A 17,382-nucleotide genomic window follows, 5' to 3' on the forward strand; every position below is an offset into this window, starting at 1 on the left:
AAGGCTGCCCGTCCTTTTTCCCGCCTCAATCGCTGCAACGCCCGTGCAAGGTTGAAAGGGAAGATTGCACTCCAGAGCAGAGGCAGGTTCAGGCCGATCTTTGCTCCGTCCGTCCGGGACACCGGCCCCAGCCAAAGTCCCAAGTCGAATGCAATCACGATGAGGCGGCGCGCATGAATGCCCGCGAGCAGCTTGAGCGGCTCCTTTCGAACCTCCGTCAGCTCGGCGCCCGGCGCCTCGTGGCGCTCGGCCTGATCGCCTTCACCGTGATGGCGGTGATCGGCCTCGGCGCCATGTATCTGAGCCAGCCGGAGCGCGAGACGCTGTACGCCAACCTGAGCCGTGACGACGTCACGCGCATCGGCGGTGCGCTCAAGGATGCCGGCATTCCCTTCGATGTGAGCTCGGACGGCGCCACCGTTCTCGTGGCCCATTCCGACACGGCCCGCGCCCGCATGCTGCTGGCGGTCAAGGGCCTGCCGCAGAGCTCCAGCTCCGGCTATGAACTCTTCAACGACGTGCGCTCCTTCGGCCTCACCTCCTTCATGCAGGAAGTGACCAAGGTCCGCGCGCTCGAGGGCGAAATCGCCCGCACCATCCAGACCATGAAGGGCATCAAGGCGGCCCGCGTCCATATCGTGCTGCCCGACCGCGGCTCCTTCCGCCGCGACCAGCAGCTCGCCACCGCCTCCGTGGTCATCCGCACCGAGAATTCCGCCGACAGCTCCACCGCCCAGGCGATCCGCCACCTCGTGGCCGCCGCCATTCCGGGCATGAAGCTCGACAACGTCACTGTGCTGAACACCGAGGGCACGATCCTCACCTCCACCGAGGACGGCGTCACCGCAGCCGCGACGCGCAAGTCCGCGCTCCAGCAGCAGGTGAACCGCGAGACGGAAGAGAAGATCCGCCGCACCCTCACCCCCTTCCTCGGCCTCGGCAATTTCGAGGTCAGCGTGTCCTCGCGCCTGAACACCGACCGCAGCACCATCAACGAGACCACCTACGACCCGGCGTCGAAGGCGGAGCGCTCCACGCGCGTGGTGAAGGAGCAGGGCCAGACGCAGAACCGCTCGCAGCAGCCCAACACCACGGTGCAGCAGAACATCCCCCCGCCTCCCGGCACCCCGGGCACGGGCACGGAGAACAACGAGAACAACCAGCGCCGCGAAGAGCTCACCAATTTCGAGATCTCCACGCGCCAGAGCCAGACGGTCCGCGATGCCTACAGCGTCGAGAACCTGTCCATCGCCGTGCTCGTGAACAAGGAGCGCCTCACCGGCACCAAGGACGGCACCCCGCTGGAGACCCAGACCTACGAGATCGAGCAGCTCGTCTCCTCGGCGGCCGGCTTCGACAAGGAGCGCGGCGACAAGCTGAAGGTCGTGGCCGTGCCCTTCGCCGACGGCGGCAACAACATGGAGCCGATCCCGCCGCTCACCTGGTCCGAGCTGCTGTTCCGTCAGGCCGGCACCATCGTGAATGCCGTGACCATCCTGGTCGTTGCCATCCTGCTGATCTGGTTCGGCCTGCGCCCGGCGCTGCGCGCCATCCTGGCCCGGCCCGAGCCCGACGAGGCGGAAGCCATCGAGGCGGCGATGCTCGCCGCCCCGACCGAACTGCCGCCGGATACGGTGCTGCCGTCCACGGCCCAGAACCCGAACACGCTCGACGGCGTCACCACGCTGGCCGGCTTCACCGGCGGCGACTCGGGCCCGGTCAACCTGATCGGCGACGTCACCTCCAAGGTGAACCGTTCGCCCCAGCGCCGGCTCGAGCAGATGATCGAGTATGACGAGGAGCAGGCCGCTGCGATCCTGCGTCAGTGGCTGCATCAGGAGGCCAAGGCGTGAGCGCGAAGGTCCTGAGACACCACCTGCCGCTCTTCTCCGGCACCGACGCGCCCCTCCCGGCGGAACTCGCCGAGGCGCGCAAGCCCGGCGTCCCGAGCCGCAACATCAAGCCGCTCTTCGAGGCGAAGCCCGTCGCAGCGACCAAGGCCGAGCCGGTGCCGCTCACGGCCAAGGCCGCCGCCCCGGTCCAGCCCAAGAAGGAGCCTGCGCCCGATCCGGCCGCCATTCTCGCCGCTGCGGTGAAGGCCGCCCGCGCGGAAGCCCTCGCCGAGGCGCAGAAGGCTTTCGAGGCGGAGCGCGCCCGCGACGCGGAAGCGTTCGAAGCCCATCTCCAGCTCGTGCGCCAGCAGTGGATCCTCGAAACCGGGACCACGATGGCCGAGGGTCTGAAGGGCGCCATGGCGGAGATGGAGGAGCGCATCGCCACCGCCGTCGGCCGCATCCTCATGCCATTCATTCAGGACGGCGTGCGCGCGCAGGCCCTGGAGCGGCTCACCGCCGAGGTCAGCCGCCTGCTCTCCACGCCCGGCGTGCCGATGATCCGCGTCAGTGGGCCGCAGGACATGCTGGACGCGCTCAAGGCGCGCTGCGGCGAGCTCGGTATGGAATACGAGGTCAAGGATGAGGTGGACGTGCGCGTGACGGCGGATGACACCATCATCGAAACCCAATTGCGGGCCTGGAGCGCGCACCTGACTGAAGCTCTGGCCTGAGGCGCATCATGGCGGACAAGGGCGAACACCACGAACTGATCATCATCAAGCGCCACGAGGACGAGGAGCACGAGCATCACTCCTCCGCGTGGAAGGTGGCGCACGCCGACTTCATGACGGCGATGATGGCGTTCTTCCTCATCATGTGGCTGATCAACGTCACGGATAAGGATGTCCGCAAGGCCATTGCCAGCTACTTCAATCCGGTCCACCTCGCCGAGAGCATGACCGAGCGCAAGGGCCTGAACGAGCCAGAGGACATCAAGCCCGACGGCACCTCCGCCGACGGCGACCAGAAGTCCGCGCTGAAGGAAACCGCTGGCGCCGGCACCGGTCCCGGCTCCGATACCCAGCGCGGCAAGCAGGACCGCGCCGCCTTCCAGGACCCCTATGCGGTGCTCTCGAAGCTCGCGGGCGAGGCCGATCCGTCCGAGATGAGCACGCCGGATGCCGCCGTGGGCGAGACCGGCCAGCCGGGCAATTCGGCCGGCGACGCCGTGCGCGACCCCTTCGATCCCGTCTATTGGCAGATGAACCAGGCCCGCAAGATGCGGACAGAGAAGCCTGGCCCGCAGAGCCTCAACGCCCCCACCGCATCGCGCCCCGATGCGGCCGTGTCGGCGCGCGGCGGCGGCGATTTTGCCACCGACGGCGACGTCTTCTCTCCGCAGCCGCAGGACGCGGCCGAGGCGCAGGCGTCGGCCCAGCAGGCCAACGCCCAGGCGACGGCCGTCGGCGGCAACGGCGCCCCCGCCGCGGCGCCCAAGGCCGATCCGAGCAAGCTCGACGCCACAAAGGCCGCGCCCTTGGCCGGCAAGGGCGACATGGCGCAGGGCGAACTCGCCAAGGGCGATGCCGCGAACGGCGCCCAGGCGAAGGGCGCGGCCGCCAAGGGCGACCAGGCCAAGGGCGAGCAGGCGAAAGGCGATGCCAATGCCGGCGCCGCCACCTTCAAGATCGACCAGGCCAACGCCGACAAGCTGAAGACCGAGGCCGTCGCCGCCGTGCAGTCGAATCTCGGCAGCGTCGCAGCCCCCAAGGTGGACGTGCGCGTGACCAAGGAAGGCATCGTCCTCAGCCTCACGGACGACATCAATTATTCCATGTTCCCGGTCGGCTCGGCCGTGCCGGACGGACGTCTGGTGCGCGCCATGGCCAAGATCGGCGAGGCGCTCGGCAAGCGTCCCGGCGAGGTGGTCATCCGTGGCTATACTGATGGCCGCCCCTATCGCTCCGACACCTATGACAACTGGCGCCTGTCCACCGCCCGCGCCCACATGACCTATTACATGCTGGTGCGCGGCGGCCTGCAGGAGCCACGGGTGGCGATGATCGAGGGCTATGCCGACCGCAATCTGAAGAACAAGGCGGAACCCTACGCCGCCGAAAACCGCCGCATCGAAATTCTGCTTCGGGTGCCCAACTGATGCGCCTCGGATCCGTCTCCCACCTCGCCCTCGGCCTCGCCCTGCTGCTCGCCGCGCCGCAGGCCCATGCCGAAGACTTCAACCTCTTCAAGCTGCTGGCGCCCAAGCCTGCGAACACGCAGGTACCGGGCGATGCGCCTGTGGACGGCACGGATGGCGGAGTGTCCGCCGAAGCGCCCGCCCCGCTGCCCCAGCGCCGCCCGGCGAGCGCCGAAGCGGCACCTGCCGCCGACGCGGCCGGCAAGTCGATCGCGGCCCTTCCCGCGCCGCAGTCCACGCAGACCCAGCCGGCGCTCGCGCAGTTGCCCGTGCCGCTGCCGCCGCGCCGGCCGCATATCGAAGAGGCCTCCGCCCTTCTCCTGCTTCAGGTCGCCCCCAAGACGGCCCAGGTCACGCATCCGGCACCCGCCGCGCCCGCGATGACGCAGGTGGCGGCGCCCACTGCCGCGCCGGTCCGCCAGACCGCCCCCGCCGCTCCGCAGCGCGTGGCCGACACCTTCATCGTTCCGGCCGCTCCGGCCATCGCGCCGGTTCCCGGCCCCCGCTCCGAGGATGGCCCGGTGGCCGGGCTCGATCCGCGCCCGGTGCGCGTGGTCGCGATCAAGCCCGAAGTGAAGACGGCGGGCGCCGCGCCCCAGAAGCCGGCTCCGAAGACCAACGCCAAAACCGCCGCCGCCGACAAGGCGAAGGCGGCCGCGCCCACGTCAGCTCATACCGCACCTCAGGCGCCCGCCCCGGCTCCGGCCGTGGTGGCCCAGGCGCCGAAGGCGGCGCCCGAGCCGGAACTGCTCGCCGATCCGATGCCCGAGGTGGTCGTCGGCCCCCGCGACATTCCGGTGAAGGATGCCGTTCAGGCCGTGGTTCTGGCGCAGACCCCGCCGGAATCCGCCGTGCCCCGGATCACGCCGGTCGCCGTTGCGGCCGCGGCACCGGCCGCCCGCCCGCGGACCGAAGACGGTCTGCCGCCGCAGCTTCCGCCGGATCCGTCCGTCGTGGCCGAGGCCATGCTCCAGCGGATCCCCACCGTGACGTCCGCCCTTGCCGGCATCGTCTCGGCGGTCGGCCCGACGCCGGCGCAAGCCGCCGGCCAGAAGGAAATCCCGCAACCTCCGGCGGACACCAGCAATTCGCCGCCGCCGCCCGATCAGGCGATCCCGGTCGAGCGCAGCACCGGCCCCCTGCCCTATGAGCAGGTGCGCCGCCTGCAGCGCCTTCAGGACCGGATCGCCACCGGCGACACCGCGGCTCTCCAGGCCCAGCGGGCGCTCATCGCCGAGATCGAGGACGCCTTCCACAAGGCCGATCCCAAGGTCTGGCAGGACCCGCGCAATGCCCGCGCGGCGGTCGTCTTCTTCCTCAGCGGCGGCTCGCCGAAGGAACTGCGCAATCTGCTGTCGCTGAAGCCCGCGCCAGCCATCGACGAGCGCCTGCTCCAGGGCGCGCTCGCGTACGTCGAAGGACGCCCGGAGGACGCCGAGCGCTATCTGGCGAACATCAACCCGCTGCAGCTGCCCGACGCGCTGGGCGGCCAGATCGCCATGGTCCAGGCCGCCGTCACGGTCGGCAAGGACCCGCGCAAGGCCATGGCGCAGCTCGATATCGCCCGCCTCGTCATGCCCGGCACGCTGGTCGAGGAAGCAGCTCTGCGCCGCGAGATCCTCGTCGCCGCCCAGCTCGGCGAACTGAACAAGTTCGAGCATCTCTCGAAGCAGTATCTCTACCGCTTCCGGCACTCGGTCTATGCGGGCAACTTCCGCCAGCGCTTCGCTGCCGCTCTGACCCGCATGGCGTTCGTGAACGACCGCGACCAGTTCCAGCGCCTCGTCTCGCTGCTGCAGCCGCTCGATCGCGACAGCCGCGTCGACATCTACCTCATGGTGGCGCGCGGTGCGCTCAACCAGGGCAAGTTCACGGCGGCCTCGCTCGCCTCCGAGCGCGTGCTTGTGGATGCCGACCCCGTGTCGACCGACGCCGAACGCGCCCGCGTCTACAAGGCCGCCGTCAACGCGGCTTCCAGCAAGGAAGTGGATGCGGCCGTTGTCGAGCTGAAGAGCATCATCCGCAGCCGGCTCCCGCCGGACGACGTGATGCTGCTGAACGCCGCGCTGACCACGGCGGAGCTGGTTCGCTCGGCCGGCGAGACGGTGAAGCAGGCGGCGGTGAAGCCGCAGGTGAAGGTCGACCCGATGCAGGTGACCCACACCGCCGGCACAGCTCTGCTGCCCAAGTGGACGGCCAACGAAACCGTGCCGGTGGCACAGCCGGCGACCGCCCAGCGCAGCGATGCCACGAGCGCGCAGGCCCAGATCGCGGCGCAGGTGCAGGCCGCGGCACAGTCGCGCGGCGTTGCCCCGGGCCAGCCTCCGGCCGGCGGCCCGCCGCCGCCCGCACCCGGTGCCGTTCCCCCGCCTCCCCCGCAGGCTGGACAGCCCGCGCGCCCGGCCCCGCAGGCCCCCGCCGCGCAGACGGCGCAGGCCGGACAGCCGGCTGCGGCGCCCGCGCCGGAAGCCAAGCAGCCCTCGCTCTTCGACGAAGGTTCGCCGGCTGGTGCACTCGTCAGCCGCGCGCAAGGCACGCTCGATAAGGTCGACGCAATGCTGAAGGAGTCGCCTTTATGAGCGCATTGAACATCTCCCGTGCCCTGCCCTCGGCCGTCACGTCAGACGTGAGCGCCGGCAAGGTCCAGGAGATGGGCGGTGACGAGGGCGGGAACGGGTTCGCGGACGTGTTCCGCGATCTCGGCCGCGCGTCTAAGGACGGCGGCGACAGCCTGTCCGGCGCCAAGTCCGACAAGGCCGGCGAAGAGCAGGCCGGGCGCAACGGCAAGGCCGCCGACCAGAACGCAAAGCCGGACAAGGCATTTTCGCTCGCGGACGCGCTCGCCACTGCGGCGAGCAAGCGCAGCGGGGAGACGGCCCCGTCCAACGCATCCATCAGCTCAACCGCGGACGGCGCGACGACCGCGCAAGCCTCCACGCTTCTCGCGATGTTCGACGGTGCGGCACCAGGCCAGGATGGCGCGGATGCCTCGTCGAGCGACGTCGCGACGCCCAAGGACGACCAGGGCAAGGGCAAGTCACAGACCGAGATGGAGCGGGCCGCACGCGGCCGCCGGCTGGCCAATGACGGCCTCAACCGCCTGCTGTTCGGCAGCAAGGACGGCATCAACGGCCTCAGCCCCGCCACAAAGCCTGCCGTGCTCTCGGACGACGAGATCCGGAGCGCCAACGCCGATCAGCCCCTCCTCATCAGCGAGGCGGACGATACACAAGGTGCAACGGATGCGAATGCGTCCGCGACGCCTGCTCTGTCCGATCCGGCGGCCGTGGTCCTTCAGGGACTGGCGCAGCTGACCGATATAGTTCCGCGCACCACCGAGGACGGCCAGACGGACGGGCGGGATGCCGCCTCCACGGCCGTCGTCGCGCCGAACACCGGAGACCAGGACGGCGGCACCGGACAGGGCCGGACGCTGAGCGTCTCGGTGCTCTCGCGGGAAACCCATTTCGCCCCCATCCGCACGCTGGCCATGAATGGCGGCAGCGCACCGACGGATGCGGCGGCAACTTCCGCCGCGGCGGCGCCCCTCGGCGCCGACACGACCGTCGCCAAGCCCGAAACCCGTGCTGCGGCCGGCCTGCGCGGCCTGCGCCCCGAGCGCCTGGCGGTGCAGGACACGTCTGGGGCCGCCCCCCTCTCCGGGAAGACCGTCATTGCGGATGCGGGAGAGGACGCGACCACCACCGACTCCACGCAGGCGACCGTCGCCGATGCTGCCCGCACCGGCACCCGGCAGGACAGCCGCAGCGGCAATTCCGGCAAGGACGACCGGAACCAGCCCGACACCCAGCGCCTGACCGAAACCACGGCTGAGGCCGCGCGATCGGACGTGAAGCAGGGCCAGACCTCAAATGTCAGCGAAGCCGCCCACGGCACGGCAGAGACCGCGCCGTTGACCGGAACCGCCGGCATCGCTCCGACCAATGCCATCGCCACGCCCAACCTGCCGGCCCTCCAGCAGATCGGCGCAGCCATCGCGGCCGAAGCCACCTCCATGGACCAGGGCGCCGGCATCGCCAGCGCGGATTCTTCCACCGCGCAGGTTCTCGCCGGGCCGGTCCGCATCCTGCAGATCCAGCTCAAGCCGGACGAACTCGGCACGGTGAACGTGCGCATGCGGCTCAGCGGCGGTACGCTGGAGATCCAGTTGCGCGCCAGCAATCCGGAAACCGCCCGGATGCTGGAGCGTGATCGCGACGCCCTCACCGACCTGCTCAAGGCGTCCGGCATTTCTGCCGATACGATCTCCATCGTCGGTATCGACGGGGGCACGAGCCAGATCACCGGCCGCGATGCCGGCCGTCCCTTCGAGGGCGACGGCGCCCAGACGCAGCCCGAGGCGCGGGATTCCCGTGATGGCCTCGACCAGGATAACCGCGGCTCCGGCAACGACGACAGCCAGAAAGGAGGCAGGGATGATGAAGCGCGCAACCGTAGCCGTTCTGCTGACGCTGGCTTCGATTTCCGCGTTTAGTCCCGCGCAGGCCGGCCCGCCCCAGACGGTGCAGCCGGACGCCTGCGAGAAGGAACTGGTGCGGGCGGCGGCCAAGTACAAGATCCCGCTGCCGATCCTCTATGCGGTCGGCCTTACGGAGACCGGCGTCAACGGCAAGATGCACCCCTTCACCCTCTATATCGAGGGCAAGGACTATCAGCCCAAGACCCTGACCGAGGCCCTGGCCCGCTTCAAGGAAGCCAACGACCGCGGCGTGAAGCTGATCGACATCGGCTGCATGCAGGCGAATTTCTACTGGCACCGGGCCGAGTTCAAATCGCTCGAGGCGATGTTCGATCCGCGCGAGAATGTCGAGCAGGCTGCCCGCTTCCTGAGCGAGCTGAAGCAGCGCCACGGCAGCTGGACCATGGCGGCCGCACGCTATAATGCCGGCCCGAACAACAATGTGGCCCAGCACCGCTATGTGTGCCGCGTGATGAAGAATCTGGTGGCGGTCGGCGTCGGCGCCTGGACGCCCTCGGCCAAGGCCTTCTGCGACGCCCCGCCCCCCTCGCCCCAGCAGGCTCAGGTCCAGCAGCCGGACTGACGCGCCGAGGCATCCATCAAGCCAGCAAGCCGCCTCTCGGGGCGGCTTTTTCTTTTCCGGCGATGCGTCCGGGCTCCGCGCAACAAAAAGGCCGGCGCGCGGCCAGCCTCGGAACGGGTGTTGCCGATCGAGGATCAGCCCCAAAAAGAAAGGCCGGCACAAGGCCGGCCTTTCGGATCGATGCGGGTCGCGTCAGGCGAAGAGGGAGTCGATGTCGTCCTGCGACACCACATTCTCGTCGGTCGCGAGCGCCGGACCATTGAGAAGCTTCTCGTCCCCCTCGCGCTGGGCGATGCCGGAATTCTGGGCCACCATGTCGGCGCCGCCCCAGATGTCCGTCATACGGGTGACGCGCTCTTCGATGAAGACCATCAGCTTCACAACCTTTCGGATGCGCTGGCCGGTGATGTCCTGGAAGTTGCACGCCTCGAAAATGCGGACGATCTGCGCCTGCATCTCCTCGGCCATCGTCAGATCCTCACCCGAAAGGCGCGCAGCCAGCGTGGCGATGGAATTGTCGATGGTTTCGGCCGCCGAGAGGATCACCTCGGTGGCGTCTTCCGTATCCTGCACGACATGGTCGAGCTCGTCCGTGGCGGTGAACAGGTTCTCGCCGCGGGTGCCCTCGGAATGGAGGGTCGCGATCTCGCGCTTGGTGCTGCGAATGGCGTCCTGGATCGTCTCGATACCGGCCCACAAGGCGTTCCGGTCACGCTCGCGATCCACCGACGGATCACGCTCCTTGAACTTCGAGATCTCGGTGCGAACCGCCTCGAGTTCATTGAGAATCCTATCGAGTTGACCGTCGAGGCCATTTGCAATAGGGCCGCTGCCAGCGGGTTCCACAATGCTGGTCATGCGGTCCGAAGCCTCGATGCGAAACGGCCGTCGGCTAACCGACATCCGAACCTCCTTACTGGGCAGTCGACGAATGATGGTGTACTTCTATAGTTCATCGCAACCGATGTCGGATAGTCCCCCCCATCTAGCGTTGCAAGCTTGGGGCAAGGTGTTATTGGCTAAAACGGAAACTGCCCAGCCGATGAGTCACCTCTCGGTAGTATCGACCTTGCTTCCCGCTAACGGAGTGTGCCATGGCGGTTGACCTGACAATGCCGGTTCTCGTCGTCGATGATTATAAGACGATGGTTCGGATTATTCGTAACCTCTTGAAGCAGATCGGCTTCGAGGACGTTGACGAGGCGTCCGACGGGACCGAGGCGCTCGCCAAGCTGAAAGAGCGCAAGTACGGCCTCGTGATTTCCGACTGGAACATGGAGCCGATGACGGGTTACGAGCTGCTGAAGCGCGTGCGTGATGACGCCGATCTCAGCGACATCCCCTTCATCATGGTGACGGCGGAAGCCAAATCCGAAAACGTGATCGCCGCCAAGAAGGCCGGCGTGAGCAACTATATCGTGAAGCCGTTCAATGCGCAGACGCTGAAGGGCAAGATCGACACCGTGTTCGAGGCCTGATCGGGCGACAGCCCCTTCGCCTCTGCGGTCTGCACATCGAAGGGCGAAAGCCCTTCCCGGGAATGGCCCCGCCCGGCCCACGGCATGTGTCCGGGCAGGTATCGGCAGGGCGAATATTCGGGCCGGATGCTCCGCATCCGGCCCGAGCGCTTTCTAAGCGCCGGCCGACATCCTGAACGGTAGAGGAACGGGGCATGGATCGCGTGCCCGCGCTGCCCGTCAGAGCCGCGCCAGCTTCGCCCCTCCTTCAGATCCGTTCAGACCTCCCTTGGCATCCTTATCCTGCGCTGCCGGGCGTCCCGGTTTTCCGGACCGCACAGGATGGTTCCATCTGTCCGCAGGCCAGGGCAGGCTCGTGGATGACACATGAGGCCTCAACGTCCGTTGTACGGGGCGCCGCGCGAACCTGAACGAATTTTCAGATTAACAAGAAGCCTGAACGTCCGTTCATAGATGTTAATGAACATTTCGACAGAAATGACGCGCGCGCTACAACTTCCGATTCTGCAACGCGGGAACTCTCTGCAACCGATTACGTTCCTGATCGGATGAAGCTTGCAGGACGCTTTTTACACAGGGCGTTTTTGCCTCGTTTCCTCCCATAATTGGCCCAAATCGGCGTCAATCTAAACGGGAGGTGACAAGGCGGACAAATCCTGGAGTGGTATTTCGCTCGAAATTCGGTCGAAATTTAAAGGATTTGCAACACGCAAAGCGAAAAGCACATCCGCCGCAGCGCAACTGAGCCCAAACTGGATCGATTCTGCGTCCATTCGTGAATCTATTGAGATTGCCCGTTCACCCCCCGGCCGGTAACCGTTTCTCAACGAAGCCTCGGAACCCGCAATCAGCCGATGCCTCGTTTCTGAATCGCACCGCGCCGCCAGGCGCGACTGTACGGGGGATGCAGCCATGTACGTCGTCGTTGATCAACGAGCCACTGTCACGGACGGTTACGTTTCCAGCTTTTCGCGCGAGGGCTTCTCGTCCCTCGGCCTCGGGTGCAACGAATTCAAGGAATGGCTGAATACGGCGTCCGACCAGGACATCGGTGCCGTGCAGGGCTTCCTCCTTGGCGAGTTCGACAACCGCCCGGCCTTCCCGGAAATGATCCGCACCCACAGCCGCGCGCCGATCATCGCCCTTGAGGACGTGCGCTCGCTGCAGCAGACGCTGGAACTCTTCACCGCCGGCATCGACGACGTGGTCCGCAAGCCCGTCCATGTCCGCGAGATCGTTGCCCGCTCGGACGCGGTGTGGCGCCGGGTGAACTCGGCCGCCGGCCCGGCCACCAACGGCCGCCTGCGCGTGTTCTTCGATGGCCGCGACCCGGAAGTGGACGGTGTTCCGCTGCCCCTGCCCCGCCGTGAGCGTCATATTCTTGAGTATCTGGTCAAGAACAGCCGCCGCCGCGTCACCAAGACCCAGATCTTCAACACCATCTACGGCATCTTCAACGATGACGTGGACGAGAGCGTGATCGAAGGCCACATGAGCAAGCTGCGCAAGAAGCTGCGCATGAAGCTCGGCGAGGACGTGATCGACGCCAAGCGCTACATCGGCTACCAGTTCATCGGCTGATCAGGAAGAGCGTTCCCCCGGCAGGCCTGCATCTCCTGCCGGGGCGCCGCCCTCGCGGCGGTTCGTGACGGTGCAAGAGGACGAAAGACAAGGTTCGCATGCCTGTTCCGCGACGCATGTGAACCATAAGCCCGATGCCGTCCCGCCTAAGGGCCGCGGCGATGCAATCCCGAAGCCAAACGCACGGGATGAGGGCACGCCGGAGATCCGGCGCGCGGAGTTTCAGATTTCAGTCGAGCTTCAGGCCAAGACGGCCCGCCTGCTTCTGGACGAACGCTTCCATGCGCTCGCGCCCCATGGCGGTCAGCTTGACGAGGATGCGCCGCCGATCGCCGGGATCGGGAATGCGGTCGAGAAGCCCGGCATCCTTCAGATCATCAATGCGGCGCAGGGCGGTCGTCGTCGGCACGCCGGACGCGATGCACAGGCTCGTCACCGAGATGGGACGGTTCGTGGCTTCCGCCACCGCCAGATCCAGCAGCATGTCCCAGGCCGGATCAGAGAATAGCCCCGCCTGGAAGATCGCATCGCGATCCGCCCGTGCGGCCACGAGCGCCTTGAGATAGTTCGGCCGCGCGGTGGGCTGCACCAGAGTGGTGGGATTGCCGTTCGCCGCCGCCGTCTCGTCCTCCACCAGCGAGAACGCCCGATGGATGGCGTGCGCCACTTCTTCGGCCGACAGCGGCTTCTGAAGGAAGTCCACCGCGTGCAGGCGCAGGGCCCCGACCGCCCGGTCGAGCGAGGCATGGCCGGTGATGACGATCGCCGCCATGGGCTTCGTCCGCCGGCGGACCGCCAGCTTCTGCAGGAGTTCGATGCCGTCGATGCGCGGCATCTGCAGATCCGTGACGATCACCTGGAGATCGTCATGGCGCTGCACGATGTCGAGCGCCTCAACAGCCGTTTCAGCCGTCAGCGAGGGCAGGCCCAGCGCATCGAGCCCCTCGCTCAGTTCGGCGAGGACATCCGGATCATCGTCAACCAGCAGAACGCGCGGAACGGAGTTTTCGGTGCTCATGATATCGGAACCACGTGATCCGGAGCGAAGGGCGCCCCGCGGGATGAACTGGCTGCCAGCATGGCAAGGAGATCCGGCAAATGTTGTTTTCTCGACACGAGATAGCCTTGAACATAATCCACGGGAAGGCTGCGGACGAGCACAAGGTCATCACGCGTTTCAACGCCCTCCGCCACGACCGTCAATCCGAGACGATGACCGAGTTCGGCCACCGACACAAACACGCTGCGGGATTTGCTCCAGGTTCGTGCCTGAGCGAGCAGTTGGAGATCGATCTTCACTTCCGTGATCGGCAGATTGGCCAGTTGGAGCAAGCCGCTCTGCCGGCGCCCCACGTCATCCAGCGACAGGCCGAATCCCGCGAGGCGCAACCTCGCCAAGATTGCCAGTACGTCACTTGAGGAATCATAAATTGCATCTTCGGTGAGTTCGAAGATGACATGCCGGGGCATGAGGCCCTCTTCATGGATCGGCGACAACAGCCGTTCCGAAATGTCCGGCAGGCACAGCACCTCGAAAGGCAGATTGACGCTCACCGGCACATCCCAGCCCGCATCGATCCAGGCCCGGCACGCCGCGGCAGAACATCGCAGCACCTCAAGGCTCATCGCCCCGATCAGTTCCGGCTCGCGGGTGGCGGCCCGCACGATGATTTCGGGGGAGACATATCCGAGCCGCGGCAGGTCTCCGGTCAGCAGCGCTTCCGCCCCGGCGAAAATCAGCCCCTTGGCGGTCACCTTGGGCTGGAACGCCACGGAGAGTGCGCGTTCATCAATGGCTTCGGCGAGCGCCGAGCGGATGTCGGCGTCGGACCAGGCGATGCTCGCGCCGGAATCGAGCGGCACCCAGGATTGGCCGAGCAGCCGCAGCACGTCCTCGGCCGTGAAAGGCTTGCGCAGAACACCCGCGACCTGGAGGTGCTCCCGGCGCGCCACGGCGGCGGCCGTCTGGAGCACATCCTCGCCATGTCCGGAAATGAAGATGATGCGGGGGGCCTGCGGCACATGGGCGAGACGGCCGAGGACACTGAGCCCGTCCGTTCCCGGCATGGCGAGGTCGAGGATCACCACGTCGAAGGCCCCGAACTCGGCGTCGGTCAGGCTCCGGGCATCGCCCCGCCCTTCGGCCGAAAAACCGGCACCCACGAGAAGCTCAGCCAGATCTTCCCGTAATTCCGGTTCATCATCGAGAACGAGCACGGCCTGGGCGCGCGGCATTCTATCCCCTGTTGGCGCCCTTCCCGGAGCTCAGCCGGCAAGGAGACGCTCAATTCCCTCCATCACGACCACCGGATCAACCGGCTTCACAAACAGAAAATCTGCTTTGAAGTCCGCCGCTTCGGTCTCGCTCACCACATGGCCAGTAATAATCGCAACAACCTTCGGCTGCAATTCCTTTGGAAGCCCGCGGACGTGCGACACAAGCTCGGCTCCATCGTGATCGGCGATGCGCAGGTCGGTGAGGAGGCAGTTGGGCACGAAGCCGTCATGCAGCGCGGCGCGGGCCGCGGGCGCCGTCAGGCACACCCGCACGTTCCACCCCAATGAGCTGAAAAACTCCCCCAGTTCCTCGGCCAGTTCCTGTTCGTCGTCACAGATCAGAATCGAATAACCCGGCATCAGGCAACATCCTGGGCTTGCGTGCGGGCTGCCGGCAGAACGATGGTGAAGCGCGCTCCGCCCTCCACGTTCTCGGCAGCAATGGTCCCGTTCATGTCACGCACCACATTGCGCGCCATGGAGAGACCGAGACCAGTGCCCTTTTCCGCCGATTTTGTGGTGCAGAAGGGATCGAAGATGTTGCCCAGAATATCGTTCCGGATGCCGCCGGCATCGTCCGTCACCTCGATCACCACTTCGCCGCCCCGCACCACCGCACGCACCACCACCTGTGGCTGGTGCGTATCCTGCCGCTGGCTGTCGTAGGCATCGCGCGAATTGATCAGCAGGTTCACGATCACCTGCTCGAACATGGTCTGGTCGCCACTCACCAGAAGCTCCGGGGACACCTCGAGATCGAGCACCATGCGGATGCCCGCGGCGCGATATTGCTCGGCCACGAAGCCCGCCGCCAGTTCGACAGCCTGCCGCAATACGAAGGAGGCGGTCTGGTCGCCGGGCATGCGGGCATAGCGCCGCACCTGATCGGTGATGCGTTTCGCCCGGTCCACCTGCGCACCGATGCGATCGAGCTTGCTGGTGATGGCCTCCGGGTCCGCTTCGCTCAGCACCAGCCGGCGGGCATTGGCGACCGCCATCTTGATCACCGCGAGCGGCTGGTTGAGCTCATGGGCAATGGCGGTGGCCATCTCGCCCAGGGTCGCGAGCTTGGCCGCCTGCATCAGTTGCAACTCGGCATTGCGCACCCGGCTCGTGTCGGTCAGCAGGATGAGGATCTGGGGGCGCCCTTCCCAGATCACGCCGCACACCGCGCCGCGCAGGGAGACGATGTCGCCGAGCGGCTTGGCGAACGCCATGGACAGAGTCCCGGTCTTGCGGCCGTTCTCGTCGATCGCCGCCTCGAAGGCGGCGCGGATCAGCCGCCGCCATTCCGGATGATCGGGAGACGGGTCCACAAGCGCGGCCGCGCTCGGATTGATGAAGCGCACCTGATCGCCGTCGGGATCGACGATGATCGTGCCGATGGGCATGGCCTCGATGATCGCGCGCAGATTGTCCTGCACCGCCGTCACCTCGGCCTTGGCGGCCGTGACGTCCGCAAGACGCTGCCGGTCGCGCCGACCGTCCATGAAGAGAATGGCGACAAGGCAGGTGCCGGAGACGAACAGCAGGGCAAAGGGCACGATGGCCGGGCTTGCCGCGACCTCCCGCTCGCGTCGGAATATCTCCTCATTATAGGCGATGGACTGCATCAGCACCTTCTGGAGCACCCGCCCCAGAGGCTCGAGCTCATAATAGGCCCCCCGCAGACGCGCCACCGTCTCGGGCGCCGAGGGCGAGGTGTCCGGCAGGGAATCGATGGTGGCATCCAGCGTTCGCTCGAAGGCCTGCAGCACATCCTTCTGGGCGGCCACTTCCTGAAGCAGCCGCCCTTCGTCGGAATCATAAAGCAGCGGCAACCGCGAGCGCAGGAGCTCCAGTCGGAACTGAAGCTCGTCCAGCGCGCGACGGCTGGGGCGCAGCATGGCGATTTCGAACTGGCCCTGCGTCTTCACGAACTCGAGCTGGGCCTGATAGGCCACCCAGCCGGAGGAGCGCACGGTGGCCGAGAGCAGCGCGCGATGCTGCGTCTGCGTCACATACAGCATCCCCGTCGCCAGGAAGAGGCCGAGCGTCGTCACGATCAGCGCGGCCGGCATCAGCCTGGACCACGAGCGGGATCGATTATTCAACGACGAATTCAAGAGATTTGACCTGCCACATCATGCGGGCCTGATACATTTGCGTATCGACATCCCGCGTATCACCGATTGGGTACATGATCCAATAGGGCCCCTTGTCTCGCACCCGCATGGTCTGCCCATTCAGCCGCGTGGCAAGAATGACATTGAGACGCTCCCAATCGGAAGCAGGAATCGTCACTGTCCAGTCCGCCCATGAACTGACGCGCACCGCGCGCACCCGCCGGCCCCGGTTCGCCTCAAGCCCCGCAAGGGTTGCGAGCGGCGGGCCGGTGAAGCTCTGGGGCCCGTGGGTCCAGGGTGTGGCGGTAATGATGCGGTCCTGCGGCAGCAGGTCGAGTTGGTCCAGATCGAACGCGTGATCGGACAGAGGCAGGCCGCTGACGGTGACGAAGGAGACGGAGAGATAGAGGCGCGCACCCGTGGCCAGCGCCGGTGCCTGCGCCGCGACCATGAGCAAAAGGGCGAAAACGGCCCATCTGAAACCAATGGTGGCGGCCTGCACGACCCGCGCCTCTCTTCGCGGGATTCACGCCCGGGCGCACGCCAGATCCGACGATGCGGCCCCGCCAACCCCACCTCAACGCAGAGAGATTTGCACACGAACGGTCGGAAACGGCGGCCAAACCCCTCCACTTTGGACGAGATAGCGGTCCATTCCATCCGATATGGCGGTATCCCGAACCCGCCCATATGTATTTGGCACCTCGCCGGTGCATTCGAGCGACCGCAGCCGTAGCGCGGTCCGCCTTGGGCGCCCTGCTTGCTCTGCGGGGTCTTCGGGCTTTTCGTTGTGTGTGCAGAACGCACGAAGCCCCCGCTCTTTTTGGGATGCGGGGGCTTTGCGTG

At 66.7% G+C, this 17,382-nt stretch carries 14 protein-coding genes; 8 read left to right on the forward strand and 6 right to left on the reverse strand.

What is annotated here, in order from left to right:
- Positions 1–173: 173 nt before the first annotated feature.
- From fliF to DFO45_RS23125, 6 genes are read left to right on the forward strand one after another with little or no spacing between them, the layout of a single operon-like run.
- Positions 174–1,853 carry a flagellar basal-body MS-ring/collar protein FliF gene (fliF, locus tag DFO45_RS23100; RefSeq protein ID WP_012169158.1) on the forward strand — a complete coding sequence of 560 codons (1,680 nt, stop codon included), beginning with the start codon at positions 174–176 and terminating at the stop codon, positions 1,851–1,853.
- On the forward strand, positions 1,850–2,566 hold the full coding sequence (locus tag DFO45_RS23105; RefSeq protein WP_133866691.1) for a hypothetical protein: 717 nt from the start codon (positions 1,850–1,852) through the stop codon (positions 2,564–2,566). Before fliF ends, DFO45_RS23105 begins: the two co-directional genes overlap by 4 nt.
- 8 nt (positions 2,567–2,574) lie before the next feature.
- Positions 2,575–3,993 carry a MotB family protein gene (locus DFO45_RS23110; protein WP_133866692.1) on the forward strand — a complete coding sequence of 473 codons (1,419 nt, stop codon included), beginning with the start codon at positions 2,575–2,577 and terminating at the stop codon, positions 3,991–3,993.
- Positions 3,993–6,611, forward strand: a complete 2,619-nt coding sequence (locus DFO45_RS23115; RefSeq protein WP_133866693.1) for a hypothetical protein — start codon at positions 3,993–3,995, stop codon at positions 6,609–6,611. The genes DFO45_RS23110 and DFO45_RS23115 overlap by 1 nt, the downstream gene beginning before the upstream one ends.
- Positions 6,608–8,527: a flagellar hook-length control protein FliK gene (locus DFO45_RS23120; RefSeq protein WP_133866694.1), complete on the forward strand. Its 1,920-nt coding sequence runs from the start codon at positions 6,608–6,610 to the stop codon at positions 8,525–8,527. Before DFO45_RS23115 ends, DFO45_RS23120 begins: the two co-directional genes overlap by 4 nt.
- A complete protein-coding gene (locus DFO45_RS23125) occupies positions 8,472–9,095 on the forward strand; it encodes a transglycosylase SLT domain-containing protein (RefSeq protein WP_070097019.1) in 624 nt (207 codons plus the stop codon). Before DFO45_RS23120 ends, DFO45_RS23125 begins: the two co-directional genes overlap by 56 nt.
- A gap of 192 nt (positions 9,096–9,287) precedes the next feature.
- On the opposite strand, the gene DFO45_RS23130 is transcribed toward DFO45_RS23125, so the two are convergent.
- Positions 9,288–9,998 (reverse strand): protein phosphatase CheZ, encoded by a 711-nt coding sequence (locus DFO45_RS23130; protein WP_012169152.1) that lies wholly within the window; start codon positions 9,996–9,998, stop codon positions 9,288–9,290.
- Between the two features lie 191 nt (positions 9,999–10,189).
- Here DFO45_RS23130 and DFO45_RS23135 point away from each other — a divergent pair, with 191 nt between their 5' ends.
- Complete coding sequence (locus tag DFO45_RS23135; RefSeq protein WP_012169151.1) at positions 10,190–10,573, forward strand: response regulator; 384 nt, start codon at positions 10,190–10,192, stop codon at positions 10,571–10,573.
- Between the two features lie 912 nt (positions 10,574–11,485).
- Positions 11,486–12,154, forward strand: a complete 669-nt coding sequence (locus tag DFO45_RS23140; protein ID WP_012169150.1) for a response regulator transcription factor — start codon at positions 11,486–11,488, stop codon at positions 12,152–12,154.
- Positions 12,155–12,383: 229 nt separating this feature from the next.
- Here the strand turns inward: DFO45_RS23140 and DFO45_RS23145 are convergent, their stop codons facing one another.
- The 5 genes from DFO45_RS23145 to DFO45_RS23165 are packed head-to-tail and all read right to left on the reverse strand — an operon-like array spanning position 12,384 to position 17,038.
- Complete coding sequence (locus DFO45_RS23145) at positions 12,384–13,172, reverse strand: response regulator (protein ID WP_012169149.1); 789 nt, start codon at positions 13,170–13,172, stop codon at positions 12,384–12,386.
- Entirely contained in the window at positions 13,169–14,389 is a 1,221-nt protein-coding gene (locus DFO45_RS23150; RefSeq protein ID WP_012169148.1) for an EAL domain-containing response regulator, read from the reverse strand. Before DFO45_RS23150 ends, DFO45_RS23145 begins: the two co-directional genes overlap by 4 nt.
- A gap of 30 nt (positions 14,390–14,419) precedes the next feature.
- Positions 14,420–14,791 carry a response regulator gene (locus DFO45_RS23155; RefSeq protein ID WP_012169147.1) on the reverse strand — a complete coding sequence of 124 codons (372 nt, stop codon included), beginning with the start codon at positions 14,789–14,791 and terminating at the stop codon, positions 14,420–14,422.
- Positions 14,791–16,491 carry an ATP-binding protein gene (locus DFO45_RS23160; protein ID WP_012169146.1) on the reverse strand — a complete coding sequence of 567 codons (1,701 nt, stop codon included), beginning with the start codon at positions 16,489–16,491 and terminating at the stop codon, positions 14,791–14,793. Before DFO45_RS23160 ends, DFO45_RS23155 begins: the two co-directional genes overlap by 1 nt.
- A gap of 25 nt (positions 16,492–16,516) precedes the next feature.
- Positions 16,517–17,038: a hypothetical protein gene (locus DFO45_RS23165; protein WP_012169145.1), complete on the reverse strand. Its 522-nt coding sequence runs from the start codon at positions 17,036–17,038 to the stop codon at positions 16,517–16,519.
- Positions 17,039–17,382 lie beyond the last annotated feature (344 nt).

The organism is Azorhizobium sp. AG788, assembly GCF_004364705.1.
In the GTDB taxonomy this organism is placed as follows: domain Bacteria; phylum Pseudomonadota; class Alphaproteobacteria; order Rhizobiales; family Xanthobacteraceae; genus Azorhizobium; species Azorhizobium caulinodans.